Source organism: Lysinibacillus capsici (assembly GCF_020217405.1).
Taxonomy (GTDB): domain Bacteria; phylum Bacillota; class Bacilli; order Bacillales_A; family Planococcaceae; genus Lysinibacillus; species Lysinibacillus capsici.
This window is the reverse complement of record NZ_CP084108.1, coordinates 4,103,030-4,123,952: the sequence shown is the minus strand read 5'-3', so window position 1 is coordinate 4,123,952 and position 20,923 is coordinate 4,103,030. Positions and strand designations below refer to the sequence as shown.

Below are 20,923 nucleotides of genomic sequence, written 5' to 3'. Positions count from 1 at the left end.
TAGACAAAGAGTAAAATGAAAAAAATTAAATGCAAGGATTGCTTTCATATAAGTTCGATAATAGGGTTCGGATGTTTCTACGAAATCACCTTAAATGATTTCTCTATGAAGGCGGATGTTTTCGTTAGGTGAAAAGTATAGTAAATCACTTTACTTTGCTACGCATTCGCCTTTATCAATATTCTAGAGCTTATGAACGCGTAGAAAGTTTTTTTACTTTCTTCGCGTTTTTCTTTGAACACATGAAAATATCCTTTAAAAATAATAGAAGAGGTGGAAATTTTGACAGCTAGCCCTTTATTAAGAGAGCAAGAAAAAATTGTTGTACTAGACTTCGGTAGCCAATTTAACCAATTAATTACACGTCGTATTCGTGAATTTGGTGTTTTCAGTGAATTACATCCACATACGGTAACTGCAGAAGAAATTAAAGATATGAACGCAACAGGTATTATTTTCTCAGGTGGTCCAAACTCTGTTTATGATGAAAATGCCTTTCATGTGGATCCAGCTATTTTCGAATTAGGTTTACCTATTTTAGGTATTTGCTATGGTATGCAATTAATGGCACATACAAACGGTGGTAAAGTTGAAGGTGCTGAAACACGCGAGTATGGTAAAGCTGAAATTCAAGTAACAACACCAAACAAATTATTTGGTGAGTTACCTACAGAACAAATCGTTTGGATGAGCCATGGCGACCATGTAACAGAAGTTCCAGCTGGATTTGAAGTCATCGCAACTAGCGCATCTTGTCCGATTGCTGCAATGGCAAACGTTGAACGTAAACTATATGCTGTACAATTCCATCCAGAAGTACGTCACTCTGTATATGGTAGTGATCTATTACGTCAATTCGTATTCGACATCTGTGAAGCGAAAGGCGATTGGTCAATGGCAAACTTCATTGAGCTTGAAATTGCAAAAATTCGTGAAATCGTTGGCGATAAAAAAGTATTATGTGCGCTTTCTGGTGGTGTAGACTCATCAGTTGTAGCGGTGTTAATCCATAAAGCAATCGGCGATCAATTAACTTGTATGTTCGTAGACCACAACTTAAACCGTAAAGGTGAAGTTGAGCAAGTAATGAAAACATTTACAGAAGACTTTGACATGAATCTTATTAAAATTGATGCACGTAAACGATTCATGGACAAACTTGCTGGCGTTTCTGATCCAGAGAAAAAACGTAAAATTATCGGTAATGAATTCATTTATGTATTTGATGAAGAGGCATCTAAACTTGAAGGTATGGATTTCTTAGCGCAAGGAACTCTTTACACAGATATTATTGAATCTGGTACTTCAACTGCACAAACAATCAAATCACACCATAACGTTGGTGGTCTTCCTGAAGATATGCAATTCCAACTAATCGAGCCACTGAAAACTTTATTTAAAGATGAAGTACGTGCGCTAGGTTTAGAGCTTGGACTTGACGAAAAAATCGTTTGGCGTCAACCATTCCCAGGTCCTGGATTAGGTATCCGTGTACTTGGTGAAGTAACAGAAGAAAAATTAGAAATCGTTCGCGAATCTGATTTCATTCTACGTGAAGAAATCGCCAAAGCTGGCCTTGATCGTGACATTTGGCAGTACTTTACGGTATTACCTGATATCCGTTCAGTTGGTGTAATGGGCGATGCTCGTACGTATGACTATGCAATCGGTATCCGTGCCGTTACATCTATCGATGGTATGACTTCTGACTGGGCACGTATTCCTTGGGATGTACTAGAGAAAATCTCTGTCCGCCTTGTAAACGAAGTAAAACACGTGAACCGCGTGCTATATGATATTACATCTAAGCCACCAGCAACGATTGAGTGGGAATAATAGCAAAAGCCCTAAAAGCCCTGAGAGGTTTTTAGGGCTTTTTTTGATTTAATTCCTTCTGAATTTATTGCTAAATGAAGTATCTCAACTGCAAAAATTGCTGGTAAAGTGTTGTATGTAGTAAACTAAATGAATGCACAAGAATTTATACTATTCAGATTAGGGGGGATTTAAATGGAGAAAAATAAACCAATGATTCATACATTAACGGTTGGGATGCCAAAAGAATTAATTGATAGCAAAGGACGTTCAATGATTACAGGGATTGAAAAGCAACGAGTGCAAGAAGTTTATTTATCCTCTCAAGGCTTTGAAGGGGATGATGTAGCTGATAAAAAACATCATGGTGGCCCTGATCGAGCAGTTTGTTTATATCCTGCGGAGCATTACATACAATGGGAACAGGAACTTGGAAAAACGTTACCCATTGCTGCATTTGGCGAAAATTTAACCGTAACAAATATGTTAGAAGCAGATGTTTGTATTGGTGATATTTATAAAATTGGGGATGCTGTCATTCAAATTACACAGGGACGTATTCCATGTAGTACGATTGATAGATATACGGAGGCAAACATATTACTCAAACGTTTAATCGAAACTGGCTATACAGGTTTCCTTGCGCGTGTTCTTGAAGAAGGGGCAATCTGTGCAGATTCAACAATTGAGCTTGTAGAAAAGCATCCTGCACGTATCTCTGTGTTGTATTGCAATGAAGTGTACTTCAAAAACAATGATGCAATCGCTATGAAACAAATACAAGCAATAGATGCATTAGCAGACGATTGGAAAGAAAAATTAGAAAAAAGAATTCAAGTCTTGCAAAGTAAAGTGATGAGTTAAAACATAAGCTCAAAAGGAGGATCCTCTAGAATTCCTAGGGGATTTTTTCTTTAAACTGATTGGTGGAATATTCAGCACAAAGCCTCTTTAGTAATATATTTAATAGAACCTGAACATTAAATAAGGATTTTACACGAACTTTCGTATTTCTTTTTAGAAAAATGTTCGGAAATAGGGTTGAAATCTAAAAAACGAAATGATATATTACGAATGTAAATTAAATACGTCGTCGTATAATGTCGGGGATAAGGCCCGTGAGTTTCTACCAAGTTACCGTAAATAACTTGACTACGATTTAGGTTTATACATAAACGTATAAACACTAATTTGTTTCACACACTAATTGTGATGAAATATATCGTAGACATGCGACTAGTAGAGTAGTCAGCGTGTCTTTTTTGTTTTCGATATTGAAGACGACCACACGGAGGATTTTTTGATAATGAAAAAATATTTCATGTTCGATGAATTAGGAACTAATTATCGCCGCGAAATAATAGGCGGTATTACAACCTTCCTTGCAATGGCATATATTCTAGCTGTTAACCCAGGTATTCTAGAAAATGCAGGGATGGATAAAGGTGCTGTTTTCGTAGCAACAGCATTAGCAGCAGCAGTCGGTTCTTTGATTATGGGGATTTTCGCTAAGTTCCCGATTTCACTTGCTCCTGGGATGGGGTTAAATGCATTCTTTGCATTTACTGTAGTCGGAGCATACGGTATTCCGTGGCAAACTGGTTTAACAGGTGTGTTCTTCTCAGGGATTATCTTTATTATTTTATCTTTAACTGGTATCCGCGAAACTGTTATTAATGCTATTCCAGTACAACTTAAATATGCAGTTTCTGCAGGTATTGGTTTATTTATCACTTTTGTTGGTTTACAAGGAGCAGGGATCATTGTTGATAGCCCAGCTACTTTAGTCACTTTAGGAAGTTTCACAGGCGCTACATTATTAGCGGTATTCGGAATTATTCTTTCAGTTATTCTTATTATTAAATTGCGCAGTATCGGTATTTTCTTAGGAATGGTGATTACTGCAGTTATTGGGATGATCACAGGTATCATCGATCCTCCGACAGCCGTGGTATCAGCTATTCCAAGTGTAGATTCTACATTCATGGTAGCACTAGAACCACTTGGTGACTTCGGTACATTATTTAACGTGAAGTTTTTAGTAGTAGTGTTAACATTCTTGTTTGTTGATTTCTTTGACACAGCTGGTACTTTAATGGCTGTAGCGACACAAGCAGGTTTAGTAAAAGATAATAAATTACCGCGTGCAGGACGTGCCTTAATGGCAGATGCACTAGCAACAACTATAGGTTCTTTATTTGGTACGTCAACAACAACAGCGTACGTAGAGTCAACTTCTGGAGTTGCTGCAGGCGCTCGTTCAGGATTTTCAGCAGTGGTAACAGCAGTACTGTTCTTAGTTGCTTTATTCTTCTCACCATTACTAGCGGTGGTAACACCAGCAGTTACTGCTCCAGCTTTAGTCATCGTAGGGGTACTAATGGTATCGTCCTTACGTTTAATTGATTGGGACAAATTCGAAATAGCAGTACCTGCATTCTTTACAGTGTTAATGATGCCACTTGGTTATTCAATTGCTACTGGTATTGCAATTGGCTTTGTATTCTACCCAATTACAATGTTATTAGCAGGTCGTAAAAAAGAAATTCATCCAATGATGTATGGTCTCTTCTTTGTTTTCCTTGCATACTTCATTTGGGTACGATAGTTAAACAGACACCTTTAATTGTTAGTAAGTTGCTAACAATTAGAGGTGTTTTTTATTAAGTTGATCCAAAATAAAAGAAGTTATTATTTTTACATTTATATAGAAGAAACTCGGTTTTAAATAATGCGAATAGTTTTACTTTAATGAAACACTTGCAAACTTGAATTTGTGATGATATATTTAAAAACGTTGTTACGAAACAAACGAACAACTTAAAAATATTAACATAAACAGTTGACAACAAGTTGACATTATGTTAAATTATAAAAAGTTACTTAGTGTAACTAGTAAATGAACCTTGAAAACTGAACAAGCAAAACGTAATCAATAAAGTTTTAAGTAGCTAGCTTTGCTAGTGAACGAAACACAATTTTGGACATCAAACATGATGACAGCAAAACAATTTGAGCTAATCAAATTTCTTTTATGGAGAGTTTGATCCTGGCTCAGGACGAACGCTGGCGGCGTGCCTAATACATGCAAGTCGAGCGAACAGAAAAGGAGCTTGCTCCTTTGACGTTAGCGGCGGACGGGTGAGTAACACGTGGGCAACCTACCCTATAGTTTGGGATAACTCCGGGAAACCGGGGCTAATACCGAATAATCTCTTTTACTTCATGGTGAAAGACTGAAAGACGGCATCTCGCTGTCGCTATAGGATGGGCCCGCGGCGCATTAGCTAGTTGGTGAGGTAACGGCTCACCAAGGCGACGATGCGTAGCCGACCTGAGAGGGTGATCGGCCACACTGGGACTGAGACACGGCCCAGACTCCTACGGGAGGCAGCAGTAGGGAATCTTCCACAATGGGCGAAAGCCTGATGGAGCAACGCCGCGTGAGTGAAGAAGGTTTTCGGATCGTAAAACTCTGTTGTAAGGGAAGAACAAGTACAGTAGTAACTGGCTGTACCTTGACGGTACCTTATTAGAAAGCCACGGCTAACTACGTGCCAGCAGCCGCGGTAATACGTAGGTGGCAAGCGTTGTCCGGAATTATTGGGCGTAAAGCGCGCGCAGGCGGTCCTTTAAGTCTGATGTGAAAGCCCACGGCTCAACCGTGGAGGGTCATTGGAAACTGGGGGACTTGAGTGCAGAAGAGGAAAGTGGAATTCCAAGTGTAGCGGTGAAATGCGTAGAGATTTGGAGGAACACCAGTGGCGAAGGCGACTTTCTGGTCTGTAACTGACGCTGAGGCGCGAAAGCGTGGGGAGCAAACAGGATTAGATACCCTGGTAGTCCACGCCGTAAACGATGAGTGCTAAGTGTTAGGGGGTTTCCGCCCCTTAGTGCTGCAGCTAACGCATTAAGCACTCCGCCTGGGGAGTACGGTCGCAAGACTGAAACTCAAAGGAATTGACGGGGGCCCGCACAAGCGGTGGAGCATGTGGTTTAATTCGAAGCAACGCGAAGAACCTTACCAGGTCTTGACATCCCGTTGACCACTGTAGAGATATAGTTTCCCCTTCGGGGGCAACGGTGACAGGTGGTGCATGGTTGTCGTCAGCTCGTGTCGTGAGATGTTGGGTTAAGTCCCGCAACGAGCGCAACCCTTGATCTTAGTTGCCATCATTTAGTTGGGCACTCTAAGGTGACTGCCGGTGACAAACCGGAGGAAGGTGGGGATGACGTCAAATCATCATGCCCCTTATGACCTGGGCTACACACGTGCTACAATGGACGATACAAACGGTTGCCAACTCGCGAGAGGGAGCTAATCCGATAAAGTCGTTCTCAGTTCGGATTGTAGGCTGCAACTCGCCTACATGAAGCCGGAATCGCTAGTAATCGCGGATCAGCATGCCGCGGTGAATACGTTCCCGGGCCTTGTACACACCGCCCGTCACACCACGAGAGTTTGTAACACCCGAAGTCGGTGAGGTAACCTTTTGGAGCCAGCCGCCGAAGGTGGGATAGATGATTGGGGTGAAGTCGTAACAAGGTAGCCGTATCGGAAGGTGCGGCTGGATCACCTCCTTTCTAAGGATACTTTCGGAATACAAACCTTGGGTTTGTAAGATTACGTTTTGCGTTCAGTTTTGAAGGTTCATTCTTCTGAATGAAACACTTCAAAACTTGTTCTTTGAAAACTGGATAAAACGACATTGAAATTGTAACAAACACATTTATTTTTTAAGTTTTTTTATAGGCTTAATAACTTGGTTAAGTTATTAAGGGCGCACGGCGAATGCCTTGGCACTAGGAGCCGAAGAAGGACGGCACTAACACCGATATGCTTCGGGGAGCTGTAAGTGAGCTTTGATCCGGAGATTTCCGAATGGGGGAACCCACTACGTTTAATCGCGTAGTATCTTGACGTGAATACATAGCGTCTTGAAGGCAGACCCAGGGAACTGAAACATCTAAGTACCTGGAGGAAGAGAAAGAAAAATCGATTCCCTGAGTAGCGGCGAGCGAAACGGGAAGAGCCCAAACCAAGAGGCTTGCCTCTTGGGGTTGTAGGACACTCAATACGGAGTTACAAAAGAGCGAGTTAGATGAAGCGACTTGGAAAGGTCCGCCAGAGCAGGTAAAAGCCCTGTAGTCGAAAGTTCGTTCTCTCCTGAGTGGATCCTGAGTACGGCGGAACACGTGAAATTCCGTCGGAATCCGGGAGGACCATCTCCCAAGGCTAAATACTACCTAGTGACCGATAGTGAACCAGTACCGTGAGGGAAAGGTGAAAAGCACCCCGGAAGGGGAGTGAAAGAGATCCTGAAACCGTGTGCCTACAAGTAGTTAGAGCCCGTTAATGGGTGATAGCGTGCCTTTTGTAGAATGAACCGGCGAGTTACGATTACGTGCAAGGTTAAGCTTTAGAAGGCGGAGCCGCAGCGAAAGCGAGTCTGAATAGGGCGAAGTAGTACGTGGTCGTAGACCCGAAACCAGGTGATCTACCCATGTCCAGGGTGAAGGTGAGGTAACACTTACTGGAGGCCCGAACCCACGCACGTTGAAAAGTGCGGGGATGAGGTGTGGGTAGCGGAGAAATTCCAATCGAACTTGGAGATAGCTGGTTCTCTCCGAAATAGCTTTAGGGCTAGCCTCGTGATGAGAATACTGGAGGTAGAGCACTGTTTGGACTAGGGGGCCATCCCGGTTTACCGAATTCAGACAAACTCCGAATGCCAGATATTTATACACGGGAGTCAGACTGCGAGTGATAAGATCCGTAGTCAAAAGGGAAACAGCCCAGACCACCAGCTAAGGTCCCAAAGTAATCGTTAAGTGGAAAAGGATGTGGCGTTGCACAGACAACCAGGATGTTGGCTTAGAAGCAGCCATCATTTAAAGAGTGCGTAATAGCTCACTGGTCGAGTGACGCTGCGCCGAAAATGTATCGGGGCTAAACGATTCACCGAAGCTGTGGATTGACATCTACGATGTCAGTGGTAGGAGAGCGTTCTAAGTGCGTTGAAGTCAGACCGGAAGGACTGGTGGAGCGCTTAGAAGTGAGAATGCCGGTATGAGTAGCGAAAGACGGGTGAGAATCCCGTCCACCGTATGACTAAGGTTTCCTGAGGAAGGCTCGTCCGCTCAGGGTTAGTCGGGACCTAAGCCGAGGCCGATAGGCGTAGGCGATGGACAACAGGTTGATATTCCTGTACCACCTCCTCACCGTTTGAGAAATGGGGGGACGCAGTAGGATAGGGTAAGCGCGCCGTTGGTTGTGCGCGTCCAAGCAGTAAGGCGTGTGTGTAGGCAAATCCGCACACTGTAACGTTGAGCTGTGATGGCGAGTCCGTATGGACGAAGTTCCTGATTTCACACTGCCAAGAAAAGCCTCTATCGAGGTGAGAGGTGCCCGTACCGCAAACCGACACAGGTAGTCGAGGAGAGAATCCTAAGGTGTGCGAGAGAACTCTCGTTAAGGAACTCGGCAAAATGACCCCGTAACTTCGGGAGAAGGGGTGCTCTTGAGCGTGCAAGCGCATGAGAGCCGCAGTGAATAGGCCCAGGCGACTGTTTAGCAAAAACACAGGTCTCTGCAAAACCGTAAGGTGACGTATAGGGGCTGACGCCTGCCCGGTGCTGGAAGGTTAAGAGGAGTGGTTAGCGCAAGCGAAGCTGCGAATTGAAGCCCCAGTAAACGGCGGCCGTAACTATAACGGTCCTAAGGTAGCGAAATTCCTTGTCGGGTAAGTTCCGACCCGCACGAAAGGCGTAACGATCTGGGCACTGTCTCAACGAGAGACTCGGTGAAATTATAGTACCTGTGAAGATGCAGGTTACCCGCGACAGGACGGAAAGACCCCGTGGAGCTTTACTGTAGCCTGATATTGAATTTTGGTACAACTTGTACAGGATAGGTAGGAGCCAGAGATCTCGGAGCGCCAGCTTCGAAGGAGGCGTCGGTGGGATACTACCCTGGTTGTATTGAAATTCTAACCCATGCCCCTTAGCGGGGCAGGAGACAGTGTCAGGCGGACAGTTTGACTGGGGCGGTCGCCTCCTAAAAGGTAACGGAGGCGCCCAAAGGTTCCCTCAGAATGGTTGGAAATCATTCGTAGAGTGTAAAGGCACAAGGGAGCTTGACTGCGAGACCTACAAGTCGAGCAGGGTCGAAAGACGGGCTTAGTGATCCGGTGGTTCCGCATGGAAGGGCCATCGCTCAACGGATAAAAGCTACCCCGGGGATAACAGGCTTATCTCCCCCAAGAGTCCACATCGACGGGGAGGTTTGGCACCTCGATGTCGGCTCATCGCATCCTGGGGCTGTAGTCGGTCCCAAGGGTTGGGCTGTTCGCCCATTAAAGCGGTACGCGAGCTGGGTTCAGAACGTCGTGAGACAGTTCGGTCCCTATCCGTCGTGGGCGTAGGAAATTTGAGAGGAGCTGTCCTTAGTACGAGAGGACCGGGATGGACACACCGCTGGTGTACCAGTTGTCTTGCCAAAGGCATCGCTGGGTAGCTATGTGTGGACGGGATAAGTGCTGAAAGCATCTAAGCATGAAGCCCCCCTCAAGATGAGATTTCCCATTACGCAAGTAAGTAAGATCCCTCAAAGACGATGAGGTAGATAGGTTCGAGGTGGAAGTGTGGTGACACATGGAGCTGACGAATACTAATCGATCGAGGACTTAACCAAAAAAGTTTGAAACATTCAATGCACCGTTTATCCAGTTTTGAAAGAATAATTCTTTCAACAAAAAAGAGAGCTTCAAGACGCCGTAATACGCCGTGTATTGGAGGTCGAATAAAAGTCTAGTGATGATGGCAAAGAGGTCACACCCGTTCCCATACCGAACACGGAAGTTAAGCTCTTTAGCGCCGATGGTAGTTGGGGGCTTCCCCCTGTGAGAGTAGGACGTCGCTAGGCAATTATAAAGTCATGGATCTATTCCATGACTTTTTTTATTTTGTGAACTATTCATAAAATGCTATAATATATTTAATATTTTCAAGTGGATTTAAACGAAAATTCTTTCACCTAGATACATTCTGGATTTAATAATGGAGGAATCAAAATGAGGCAGAACATTTTTTCTGCGATTTCGATCACAAGTCTACTACTTATATTCTTTATGTTTGGCTACGATTCAACCAAATGGTATGGAAATCTTTTTACATTTCTCTATCGTGTAAATATGTTTATACCGTTTATTTTAGGTGGTGTAGGCATCACCAGTGCCCTATTTGGCATCAAAGGATATCGTACGGTTCTTGTTGTCCTTCATTTGTTCCTAATGCTATTATTTTTTTGTATCTATTTAAAGGCATTTTATGTTCCATGAGCATTCATTAAAACTGCGGAGAGGAATCTGCAGTTTTTTCTATTTATTTAAGTTCTTACATACTTCTGTAAACAACAAAAGGTATAATGAATTACAAATTGATTGTGAATGAATATGTACAATGGAAAGGAAGAAAAAGTTGGGAAAAAAGCAAATTTGGTATGAGGTACAGGAAAACGAGTCAATCGAGGATTGTTTGGCAAGAATGCGGAAAGAAGGCTTTATGGTCATAGGACGAAAAGAAGAGCCACTTTTTCATATCGTAGATGGTGAGCCAGCTTATCTGCGCCAAAAAATTCAGTTTAAAGGTATACCTGCTCAAGATATCGAATGATTTTGACTAAAAACCGAACATTTTTTTCGACCTAATAAAAAATGTTCGCATTTTTGGATTGACGATAAGACAATCCCTTGTTAAAATGTGAGAAGGAAAAACAAATAGATCCCACATATATGCTAGAGGATTGGCTCTAGTGTCTCTACCCGGCACCGTAAATGCTGGACTATGCGGGAAAGCACTTTTGGCGTATGGTGAGAAGGTCTTTGTACAGCTATGTTCTATGTACATTGAGACGACCTTGTCCGAATAATCCTCAAGTAAACTGCTTTCACGTGTACCGGTAGAGAGTAGTTTATTTGGGGATTTTCTTTGTAAATAAGAATTGCAGTAGCTATTCAAATAGAGGCTAGCACAATAAATAATTGATCATTTTTCTATCGTTTAAAAGGAGCGACAATTTATGAATCCGAAAATCGGTGTCATTATGGGTAGTTCAAGTGACTGGGAAACAATGAAACATGCATGTGATATTTTAGATGAATTACAAGTACCGTACGAAAAGAAAGTTGTATCTGCACATCGTACACCTGATTTAATGTTTGAATATGCAGAGGCAGCTCGCGAGCGAGGAATACAAGTAATTATTGCTGGAGCAGGCGGTGCCGCACATTTACCAGGAATGGTAGCAGCTAAAACAACACTACCTGTCATCGGTGTACCTGTTCAATCACGTGCACTTAATGGACTTGATTCACTATTATCCATCGTTCAAATGCCTGGTGGCGTGCCTGTAGCAACTGTAGCGATTGGCAAAGCAGGAGCGACGAATGCAGGGTTACTTGCAGCTCAAATTTTGTCAACAACAGATGCCGAGCTTGCTAATAAATTAGATGCTAGACGTGAAGCAACAAAGCAGCAAGTATTAGAAAGTACAGGTGACTTAGTGTGACGAAGATTATTTATCCTGGACAAACGATAGGCATTATCGGTGGAGGACAACTTGGTCGAATGATGGCACTTGCTGCAAAGGAGTCTGGTTTTAAAGTGGCTGTTCTTGAACCAGCAATGGACTCACCTTGTGGGCAGGTAGCAGATATTCGCATTGTAGCTCCATATGATGATGAAGCTGCTTTAGAAGAACTTGCAGAAGTAAGTGATATTATCACATATGAATTTGAAAATATTGATTATGAAGGCTTAAAGCGTTTATCACAAATGGCTTATGTTCCTCAAGGAGCAGAGTTGGTACGTATTACACAAAACCGTATAACAGAGAAAGAAGCTATTGTGAAAGCTGGTTGCCCAGTAGCACCATATATTGTTGCAAAAACTTATGAAGAATTAGTAGCCAATATTGATTCGATTGGTTATCCTTGTATAGTCAAAACAGCAAGAGGTGGTTATGATGGCAAGGGACAGCAGCTTTTAAAATCAACTGAAGATTTGCCTTTAGCGAAAGAATTATTCACGCATTCGCAATGTATTGCAGAAGGATTTGTTCCTTTCGTAAAGGAAGTATCGGTCATTGTTCAAAGAAATGGTCATGGTGAATCGTATTGCCAGCCAGTTGGAGAGAACATTCATGTTCATCATATTCTTCACGAGACAATAGTACCTGCTCGCATAACTGAAAGCACAGCTCAAGCTGCAGAACGGGAAGCTTTGAAAATTGCAGATTATTTACATTTAGTAGGAACGCTAGCGGTAGAAATGTTTGTATTAGAAGATGGTAGTATTGTTATCAATGAATTAGCACCAAGACCTCATAATTCTGGTCACTATTCAATTGAAGCATGTAATGTTTCACAATTCCATCAGCATATTCGTGCTGTTTGTGGATGGCCGTTACGTAAGCCACAACTATGGGCACCATCCATTATGGTCAATGTATTAGGGCAGCATGTCGTGCCACTCAGTAACTCAATTGCTAAATATCCTGAATGGTCCATACATCTTTATGGGAAAGCTGAAGCTAAGGTCAACCGTAAAATGGGCCATGTGACGATTATGACAAAAGATTTAGAAGCTACACTACAACAAATCGAGAGTTCTGGCATTTGGTCAGAATAGAAGGAGATACGCGATGATTGAACGTTACACAAGACCCGAAATGGGCGCAATTTGGACAGAACAAAATAAATACCAAGCTTGGCTAGAGGTTGAAATTTTAGCTTGTGAAGCATGGGCAGAGTTAGGAGATATCCCTAAAGAGGATGTTGCTAAAATTCGCGAAAATGCTTCATTTGATGTGAATCGTATATTAGAAATTGAACAAGAAACTCGTCATGACGTTGTAGCCTTTACTCGTGCTGTTTCTGAAACACTTGGAGAAGAGCGCAAATGGGTACATTATGGTTTAACTTCTACGGACGTAGTAGATACAGCACTTTCTTATTTAATCAAACAAGCAAATGATATTTTACGAAAAGATATCGTAAATTTCATTGATATTATTGCTACTAAGGCAAAAGAACATAAACATACAGTTATGATGGGACGCACACATGGTGTTCATGCTGAACCAACAACTTTCGGTTTGAAACTTGGTTTATGGTATGAGGAAATGAAGCGTAACCTTGAACGTTTTGAAGCAGCTGCCAAAGTAATTGAAACAGGAAAAATGTCTGGAGCTGTTGGAACATATGCCAATATCGATCCTCGTGTTGAGCAATATGTTTGCGACAAATTAGGCCTTGCAGCTTCACCGATTTCAACACAAACATTACAGCGTGACCGCCATGCTCAGTATTTAGGTGCATTAGCTTTAATCGCTACTTCAATTGAAAAATTCGCAACAGAAATTCGTGGACTACAGAAATCTGAAACACGTGAAGTGGAGGAAGCTTTTGCAAAAGGTCAAAAAGGATCATCAGCAATGCCACATAAGCGTAATCCAATCGGTTCTGAAAACATGGTTGGTATGTCTCGTTTAATGCGAGGTTATATGGTGACTGCTTATGAAAATGTCGCTTTATGGCATGAACGTGATATTTCACATTCATCTGCAGAGCGTGTTATTTTACCGGATGCAACTATTACTCTGAACTATATGCTAAATCGCTTCGGTAATATTGTGAAAAACTTAACAGTATTCCCTGAGAACATGAAACGTAATATGGATCGTACATTTGGTCTTATTTATTCTCAACGCATCTTACTAGCATTGATTGATAAAGGACTAGTACGTGAAGAAGCTTATGATACAGTACAACCTTTAGCAATGCAGGCTTGGGACGAGCAAGTTCAGTTCCGTACATTAGTCGATGCAAGTGAAAAAATCACATCTTATTTAACAAAAGAAGAGTTGGATGATTGTTTTGATTACAACTACCACTTACAGCATGTTGATATGATTTTTGAACGACTAGGACTTAACTAATATTTATTTAGCCATCTACTAATAAATGTTAGAGCCACCAGTAAAAAGTTTCAGAGTTGAATCGTAGAGATACGGTTCAATTCTGAACATTATTACAAGCGTATCTCATAATATCAGGGGGAAAACGAAATGACTAAAGGTCAACTTTTGTATGAAGGTAAAGCAAAAAAATTGTTCACAACAGAGGAGCCAAATGTGCTACTTGTTGAGTACAAGGATAGTGCAACAGCATTCAATGGTGAAAAGAAAGAGGAAATTGAAGGTAAGGGCATTTTAAATAATCGCATTACTTCATTAATTTTCGAAAAATTACAAGCTAACGGAATTGCGTCACATTTCGTAAAACAATTATCCGATACACAACAACTTGTAAAAAAAGTAGAAATTATTCCGATTGAGGTAGTTGTTCGTAATATTGCTGCTGGAAGTTTAGCAAAGCGTCTAGGTCTTGAAGAAGGGACACCTTTAAAACGACCAATCGTTGAATTTTATTATAAAGACGATGATTTAGGCGACCCACTTATTACGACAGAACATATTGATGTTCTTGGACTTGCCACACCAACTGAAGTAACAGCTATTTATGATGGTGCATTAGCCGTTAACAAAGTGCTACAGCCGATCTTTGCAGATGTCAATGTGACATTGATTGATTTTAAATTAGAGTTTGGCCGTGATATGGATGGTCATGTATTATTGGCAGATGAAATTTCACCAGATACATGCCGACTTTGGGATGCAACAACGAAGCAAAAGTTAGACAAAGATGTTTTTCGTCGTGACCTTGGTAATTTAACTGAAGTTTATACTATTATACTTTCTAGACTCGGAGGCAAATAACAATGAAAAAAGTAAAAATCTATGTAACATTACGTGAGAGCATTCTTGATCCTCAAGGCTCTGCAGTACAAGGTTCTTTAGCGAAGATGGGCTACGGTGAAGTAGAAGATTTACGTATCGGTAAATATCTTGAACTATCAATTAAAGATTCAGAACGTGACATTGATACTCTAGTAAAAGAAATGTGTGAAAAGGTTTTAACGAACGTTGTAATTGAAGACTACCGTTACGAAGTCGAGGAGGCTATTTAATCATGAAATTCGCAGTACTCGTATTCCCTGGGTCAAACTGTGACATCGATATGTATCATGCGATTAAAGACGAGCTAGGTGAAGAAGTAGAATATGTATGGCATACAGCAACAGATCTAAGTGGTTTTGATGGTGTATTAGTACCTGGAGGATTCTCCTATGGGGATTATCTTCGTTGTGGTGCAATGGCTAATCAATCTAACATTATGACAGAAGTTAAGAAGGCAGCAGATGCTGGTAAACCTGTATTAGGTGTATGTAATGGCTTCCAAATCCTAACAGAAGCAGGTTTATTGCCAGGAGCTTTATTGCGCAATAAAAACTTAAAATTTATGTGCCGTACAGTGCAGCTTAAAGTTGAAAACAACAATACATTATTCACAAATCAATATGAGCAAGGTCAAATCATCAATATTCCAATCGCACATGGTGAAGGTAACTACTACTGTGACGAGGAAACTTTACAAACACTAAAAGATAATAATCAAATCGTATTCACATACTCAGGTGACAATCCAAACGGTTCTTTAGAAGATATCGCAGGGATTATAAACGAGCGCGGCAATGTATTAGGGATGATGCCACACCCAGAGCGAGCTGTTGATGCACTGGTGGGCGGCGCAGACGGTCTAGCAGTATTTAAATCAATCGTGAAGCAGTGGAGGGAAAATCATGTCAACAACTAAGTTTGAGCCAACAGCACAGCAGATTAAAGATGAGAAGCTATACGCTGGAATGGGGATGTCAGACGAAGAATTTGCAATGGTAGAAGGTATTTTAGGACGTCTACCTAACTGGACAGAGACAGGTCTTTTCTCAGTAATGTGGTCTGAACACTGCTCGTACAAAAATTCAAAGCCAGTACTACGTAAATTCCCTACTAAAGGGCCTCAGGTATTACAAGGACCAGGTGAAGGTGCAGGTATTGTTGACATTGGTGACGAACAAGCAGTAGTGTTTAAAATGGAATCACATAACCATCCATCTGCAATCGAACCTTATCAAGGGGCTGCAACGGGTGTGGGTGGTATTATCCGTGACGTTTTCTCAATGGGTGCACGTCCAATCGCTATGTTAAACTCCTTACGCTTTGGTGAATTAAAGTCAGCACGTGGTAAATATCTATTTGAAGAAGTAGTAGCGGGAATCGCAGGATATGGTAACTGTATCGGAATCCCAACAGTAGGTGGCGAAATTCAATTTGATCCTTGCTATGAAGGTAATCCTCTTGTGAATGCTATGTGTGTTGGTTTAATTGATCATAAGGATATTCAACGAGGCATTGCAGCTGGAGTAGGTAATACAGTGATGTATGTTGGAGCGAAAACAGGCCGTGATGGTATTCATGGTGCAACATTCGCCTCTGAGGAATTAACTGAGGAATCAGAAAACCAACGTCCAGCAGTACAAGTTGGAGATCCATTTATGGAGAAGCTTTTACTTGAAGCTTGTTTAGAGGTTGTAAAATCGGATGCTCTAGTTGGTATTCAAGATATGGGTGCAGCTGGTCTTACGTCTTCTTCAGCAGAAATGGCTTCAAAGGCTGGTTCTGGTGTAGAAATGAACTTAGACTTAGTGCCTCAGCGTGAAACAGGAATGTCAGCGTATGAAATGATGTTGTCTGAGTCTCAAGAACGTATGCTTTTAGTGGTGAAAAAAGGTCGCGAAGAGGAAATTAAAGCGATTTTCGATAAATACGATTTAGATGCAGTAGCGATTGGTCGCGTTACAGATGATAAAATGCTTCGTCTGCTACACAAAGGACAAGTAGTGGCAGAGGTACCTGCAGACGCATTAGCAGAAGATGCACCTGTTTATCATAAACCATCTGCGGAACCTGCATACTATGCTCAGTTCCAAGCAATCGAAAACACTGAACCTGCTGTGACTGATTACAAAGAAACACTAATTGCTTTATTAAAAGCACCGACAATTGCTTCTAAAGAATGGGTATACGATCAATATGATTATCAGGTACGTACATCAACAGTTGTTAAACCAGGCTCTGACGCTGCTGTTATTCGAGTACGTGGCACAAATAAAGGGTTGGCAATGACAACAGACTGTAACTCACGTTATATCTATTTAGATCCAGAAGTGGGTGGTGCTATCGCAGTAGCCGAAGCAGCTCGTAATATCGTGGCAACTGGTGGTACGCCACTTGCGATTACAGACTGCTTAAACTTCGGTAATCCAGAGAAACCAGAAATCTTCTGGCAAATTGAAAAATCTGCGGATGGTATTTCGGCAGCTTGTACGGCATTAAATGCTCCAGTAATCGGAGGTAACGTTTCTCTTTATAATGAACGTTCAGGTGAAGCGGTGTATCCAACACCGACAATTGGTATGGTTGGTCTTATTGAAGACTTAGCGCATGTAACGACACAGGATGTAAAGGCAGCAGGAGATCTTGTCTTTGTCATTGGTGAGACAAAAACAGAATTTGGTGGTTCAGAGCTTCAAAAACTTTTAAATAATGGTGTTATTTCAGGGAAAGCGCCAGCTATTGATTTAGAGGTTGAAGCGACACGTCAGCAAGCTTTATTAAAGGCGATTAAAGCAGGTCTTGTTCAATCTGCGCATGATGTAGCAGAGGGAGGTCTAGCTGTGGCGATTGCTGAAACAACATTTGGTGCTAACGGTCTTGGTGTGGATGTAACATTAACAGGCTCTGCAACAACTGCGCTATTCAGTGAGAGTCAATCTCGTTTTGTTGTCACAGTTAAAGAAGAAAATGCGGCAGCATTTGTAGAAATCATGAAAGATGCTCAAAAAATTGGTGTCGTAACAAACGATGCACTTGTGAAAATCAACGGGGACAAAGGTGTGCTTGTAGAAGGTACAGTGGAGGAATTCCGTTCTAATTGGAAAGGAGCAATCCCATGCTTGCTGAACTCAGAGGCTTAAACGAAGAATGTGGGGTGTTTGGTATTTGGGGTAACCCAAATCCAGCACACCTTAGCTATTACGGGCTTCATGCTCTTCAACACCGTGGACAAGAAGGTGCTGGAATTGTCGTTTCAGACGGACAGCATCTTCGCGCGGTGAAAGGCGAAGGACTAGTTAATGATGTTTTCAACGAAGATAAATTAAAAGCAGTGAACGGCAAAGCAGCTATTGCGCATGTTCGTTATACGACTGCTGGTGGTGGCGGTATTGAAAATGTACAGCCATTATTATTCCACTCCTCAACTGGTAGCCTTTCAATTGCCCATAACGGTAACTTAGTCAATGCGACACATTTAAAGCAATATTTAGAGCGACAAGGTAGCATTTTCCACTCTAGCTCTGATACAGAAGTGTTGGCGCATCTTATTAAGAAAAGTTCGCATTCACCATTCCGTGCGAAGGTAAAAAATGCCCTATCTCTTTTAAAGGGTGCCTATTCTTTCTTAATTATGACAAAGGATGAAATGCTTGTTGCACGTGATCCACATGGTTTACGTCCACTATCTCTTGGAAAGCTAGGAGATGGCTGGGTGGTAGCTTCTGAAACTTGTGCATTCGATTTAATTGGTGCAGAATTTGTTCGTTCGGTAGAACCAGGTGAATTAATCATTATTAATGATGAGGGCGTGAAATCAGATCGTTTTGCTGATATGGATAAACGTTCGATGTGTGCGATGGAATATGTTTATTTAGCACGTCCTGATTCGGATATTGATGGTATTAACGTTCATATGGCACGAAAACGTATGGGTAAACAGCTTGCTCGTGAGTGTGCGCATATTGAAGCAGATGTTGTAACAGGTGTTCCTGATTCAAGTATTTCCGCAGCGATTGGTTTTGCAGAAGAAAGTGGAATCCCTTATGAATTAGGTCTTATTAAAAACCGTTATGTTGGTCGTACGTTTATTCAGCCGACACAGGAGCTACGTGAACGTGGTGTGAAAATGAAACTTTCACCTGTTGTTCAAGTCGTAAAAGGAAAAAAAGTAGTAATGGTTGATGATTCTATCGTTCGTGGTACAACATCTCGTCGCATTGTCAAAATGCTAAAAGATGCTGGTGCAGCGGAAGTTCATGTTGTGATTTCATCACCGCCGATGACAAATCCTTGTTATTATGGCATTGATACATCAACGCATGAAGAACTAATTGCTTCTAGTCATAATGTAGATGAAATTCGTGAAGCAATTGGTGCAGACTCTCTGACATTCCTTTCTGTTGAGGGGATGGTAGAAACAATTGCACGACCATACGAAGATGAAAACCGAGGACTTTGTCTTGCATGCTTTACAGGCAAATATCCAACAGAGATTTTCCCGGATACGATTTTGCCACATGAAAAAGAATTATTACGTTAAGAACAACATCGCAACAAATTAGTGTCTTACAGTCATTTCTATCTAGGAAACTTAGGCGACTTGGATGATAAGGAGGAACTCTGCGTGTCAAAGGCATATGAACAAGCAGGTGTAAATATTGAAGCGGGCTATGAAGCCGTAAAACGAATGAAGTCTCATGTTGAACGTACGAACCGTCTGGGTGTAATGGGGACATTTGGTGGTTTTGGTGGCATGTTTGACTTGTCAGAACTGAATCTTAAAGAACCTGTTCTTATTTCGGGGACAGATGGTGTTGGAACAAAGCTAAAGCTAGCCTTCATGGTAGACAAGCACGATACAATCGGTGTGGACTGTGTAGCAATGTGTGTAAATGATATTGTTGCTCAAGGAGCAGAACCGCTGTACTTTTTAGATTACGTAGCTCTTGGAAAAGCAGAGCCTGCAAAAATCGAACAAATTGTCAAAGGTGTTGCAGATGGCTGTGTGCAATCAGGTGCGGCCCTAATAGGTGGCGAAACTGCGGAAATGCCTGGACTTTATGAAGAAGATGAATATGATCTAGCTGGCTTTGCGGTAGGTGCTTGTGAAAAGTCTGCTATCGTAACAGGTGAAGAAATCGTAGAAGGCGATGTACTTATTGGGATTGCATCAAGTGGTGTACATTCAAACGGTTATTCTTTAGTGCGTAAAATTGTCTTTGCAGATCATCAATATGCTGTGGATGCTATTGTAGAAGGCTATGAAGATCTAGGCCCAATCGGTGAGGCGCTTCTCGTGCCAACAAAGCTATATGCTAAACCGGTGCTAGCAGCTTTAAAGGCAGCAGATGTACATGGCTGTGCACATGTTACAGGTGGCGGTTTCTATGAAAATCTACCACGCATGATGCCAGAGGGACTAGCAACGGAAATCGACTTAGGTTCTTGGCCTGTATTACGTATTTTTGAATTCCTAAAAGATAAGGGTCAGCTAGAAGATAAAGATTTATATAATGTGTTTAACATGGGTATTGGCTTTGTAATAGCTGTACCAGAAACTGAAGCTGATAAAGTAATCGCTGCAGTTGAAGCAAATGGTGAAAAGACTTATACAATCGGACGTGTTATTAAAGGTGACGGAGTAGTATTTAATGGCTCACATGATGGGAGTTTAGTGTAATGACTGCACCAACAAAAATAGCCGTGTTCGCGTCAGGTAGCGGTAGCAATTTTCAAGCCATTCAAGAGGCCATTGAACGTGGTGAACTCCATGCAAAGGTCGCACTAGTGGTCACAGATAAGCCTGGAGCATTTGTAGTAACGCGTGCTGAAAACTTTGGGATTCCAGTGTTAGCATTGAATCCAAAAGAGTTTGTCTCAAAGTCAGCTTATGAGACAGCAATTATCGAAGCTTTACATGAGTGTGATGTGAAATGGATTGTGCTTGCTGGGTATATGCGTTTAATCAGTGACGTATTATTAGCAGCCTTTCCACAGCGAATTGTTAATATTCACCCGTCCCTATTGCCTGCCTTTCCTGGAAAGGACGCTATTGGACAAGCCATTAATCATGGTGTGAAAATAACAGGTGTCACAGTGCATTTTGTTGATGAAGGAATGGATACGGGACCAATTATCGCTCAGGCAGCGGTACCTGTCATTGAAGGAAATCGCGAAGCAACAGAAGCTGAAATTCATAAACAAGAGCATTTATTATATACAAAGGCATTACAGCAATTATTACAGTAACTG

15 protein-coding genes, 3 rRNA genes and 3 riboswitches are annotated in these 20,923 nt (G+C 41.8%); all 18 genes read left to right on the top strand.

Annotated elements, in window-relative coordinates; translation table 11 throughout:
- The first annotated feature begins 24 nt into the window (after positions 1-24).
- Positions 25-126: riboswitch (purine riboswitch) on the top strand.
- Positions 127-282: 156 nt separating this feature from the next.
- The 18 genes from guaA to purN all read left to right on the top strand — a co-directional run bounded on the left by guaA (position 283) and on the right by purN (position 20,920).
- Positions 283-1,836 (top strand): glutamine-hydrolyzing GMP synthase, encoded by a 1,554-nt coding sequence (gene guaA, locus LCP48_RS20425; protein WP_004230525.1) that lies wholly within the window; start codon positions 283-285, stop codon positions 1,834-1,836.
- Between the two features lie 174 nt (positions 1,837-2,010).
- A complete protein-coding gene (locus tag LCP48_RS20420; RefSeq protein WP_225340485.1) occupies positions 2,011-2,679 on the top strand; it encodes an MOSC domain-containing protein in 669 nt (222 codons plus the stop codon).
- Positions 2,680-2,888: 209 nt separating this feature from the next.
- Positions 2,889-2,990, top strand: a riboswitch (purine riboswitch).
- 131 nt (positions 2,991-3,121) lie between these two features.
- Positions 3,122-4,423, top strand: coding sequence for an NCS2 family permease (locus LCP48_RS20415; RefSeq protein WP_004230532.1), 1,302 nt, complete (start codon positions 3,122-3,124; stop codon positions 4,421-4,423).
- 423 nt (positions 4,424-4,846) lie between these two features.
- Positions 4,847-6,399 (top strand): 16S ribosomal RNA (locus LCP48_RS20410).
- A gap of 181 nt (positions 6,400-6,580) precedes the next feature.
- Positions 6,581-9,508, top strand: a 23S ribosomal RNA gene (locus LCP48_RS20405).
- 115 nt (positions 9,509-9,623) lie between these two features.
- Positions 9,624-9,739: ribosomal RNA gene (gene rrf, locus LCP48_RS20400) — 5S ribosomal RNA — on the top strand.
- Together the 16S, 23S and 5S rRNA genes form the textbook arrangement of a ribosomal RNA operon.
- Before the next feature lie 148 nt (positions 9,740-9,887).
- Positions 9,888-10,154 carry a hypothetical protein gene (locus LCP48_RS20395; RefSeq protein WP_004225754.1) on the top strand — a complete coding sequence of 89 codons (267 nt, stop codon included), beginning with the start codon at positions 9,888-9,890 and terminating at the stop codon, positions 10,152-10,154.
- Positions 10,155-10,293: 139 nt separating this feature from the next.
- On the top strand, positions 10,294-10,488 hold the full coding sequence (locus tag LCP48_RS20390; RefSeq protein WP_004225753.1) for an NETI motif-containing protein: 195 nt from the start codon (positions 10,294-10,296) through the stop codon (positions 10,486-10,488).
- Between the two features lie 93 nt (positions 10,489-10,581).
- A riboswitch (purine riboswitch) is annotated at positions 10,582-10,680 on the top strand.
- 214 nt (positions 10,681-10,894) lie between these two features.
- Positions 10,895-11,383: a 5-(carboxyamino)imidazole ribonucleotide mutase gene (purE, locus tag LCP48_RS20385; protein ID WP_004225751.1), complete on the top strand. Its 489-nt coding sequence runs from the start codon at positions 10,895-10,897 to the stop codon at positions 11,381-11,383.
- Positions 11,380-12,504, top strand: coding sequence for a 5-(carboxyamino)imidazole ribonucleotide synthase (gene purK, locus LCP48_RS20380; RefSeq protein WP_004225748.1), 1,125 nt, complete (start codon positions 11,380-11,382; stop codon positions 12,502-12,504). Before purE ends, purK begins: the two co-directional genes overlap by 4 nt.
- 13 nt (positions 12,505-12,517) lie before the next feature.
- The gene (purB, locus tag LCP48_RS20375; RefSeq protein WP_004225746.1) at positions 12,518-13,813 is read left to right on the top strand and encodes an adenylosuccinate lyase; all 1,296 of its coding nucleotides are present in this window, start codon (positions 12,518-12,520) and stop codon (positions 13,811-13,813) included.
- Between the two features lie 129 nt (positions 13,814-13,942).
- Positions 13,943-14,653, top strand: a complete 711-nt coding sequence (gene purC / locus LCP48_RS20370; protein ID WP_004225744.1) for a phosphoribosylaminoimidazolesuccinocarboxamide synthase — start codon at positions 13,943-13,945, stop codon at positions 14,651-14,653.
- 2 nt (positions 14,654-14,655) lie between these two features.
- Positions 14,656-14,904, top strand: a complete 249-nt coding sequence (purS, locus tag LCP48_RS20365) for a phosphoribosylformylglycinamidine synthase subunit PurS (RefSeq protein WP_004225741.1) — start codon at positions 14,656-14,658, stop codon at positions 14,902-14,904.
- A gap of 2 nt (positions 14,905-14,906) precedes the next feature.
- Entirely contained in the window at positions 14,907-15,590 is a 684-nt protein-coding gene (purQ, locus tag LCP48_RS20360) for a phosphoribosylformylglycinamidine synthase subunit PurQ (protein WP_004225738.1), read from the top strand.
- On the top strand, positions 15,577-17,811 hold the full coding sequence (gene purL, locus LCP48_RS20355; RefSeq protein WP_004225735.1) for a phosphoribosylformylglycinamidine synthase subunit PurL: 2,235 nt from the start codon (positions 15,577-15,579) through the stop codon (positions 17,809-17,811). The genes purQ and purL overlap by 14 nt, the downstream gene beginning before the upstream one ends.
- Positions 17,787-19,211: an amidophosphoribosyltransferase gene (gene purF / locus LCP48_RS20350; protein ID WP_004225733.1), complete on the top strand. Its 1,425-nt coding sequence runs from the start codon at positions 17,787-17,789 to the stop codon at positions 19,209-19,211. The genes purL and purF overlap by 25 nt, the downstream gene beginning before the upstream one ends.
- Before the next feature lie 84 nt (positions 19,212-19,295).
- The gene (gene purM / locus LCP48_RS20345) at positions 19,296-20,351 is read left to right on the top strand and encodes a phosphoribosylformylglycinamidine cyclo-ligase (RefSeq protein ID WP_004225731.1); all 1,056 of its coding nucleotides are present in this window, start codon (positions 19,296-19,298) and stop codon (positions 20,349-20,351) included.
- Positions 20,351-20,920, top strand: coding sequence for a phosphoribosylglycinamide formyltransferase (purN, locus tag LCP48_RS20340; RefSeq protein WP_004225729.1), 570 nt, complete (start codon positions 20,351-20,353; stop codon positions 20,918-20,920). Before purM ends, purN begins: the two co-directional genes overlap by 1 nt.
- Positions 20,921-20,923: the final 3 nt, after the last annotated feature.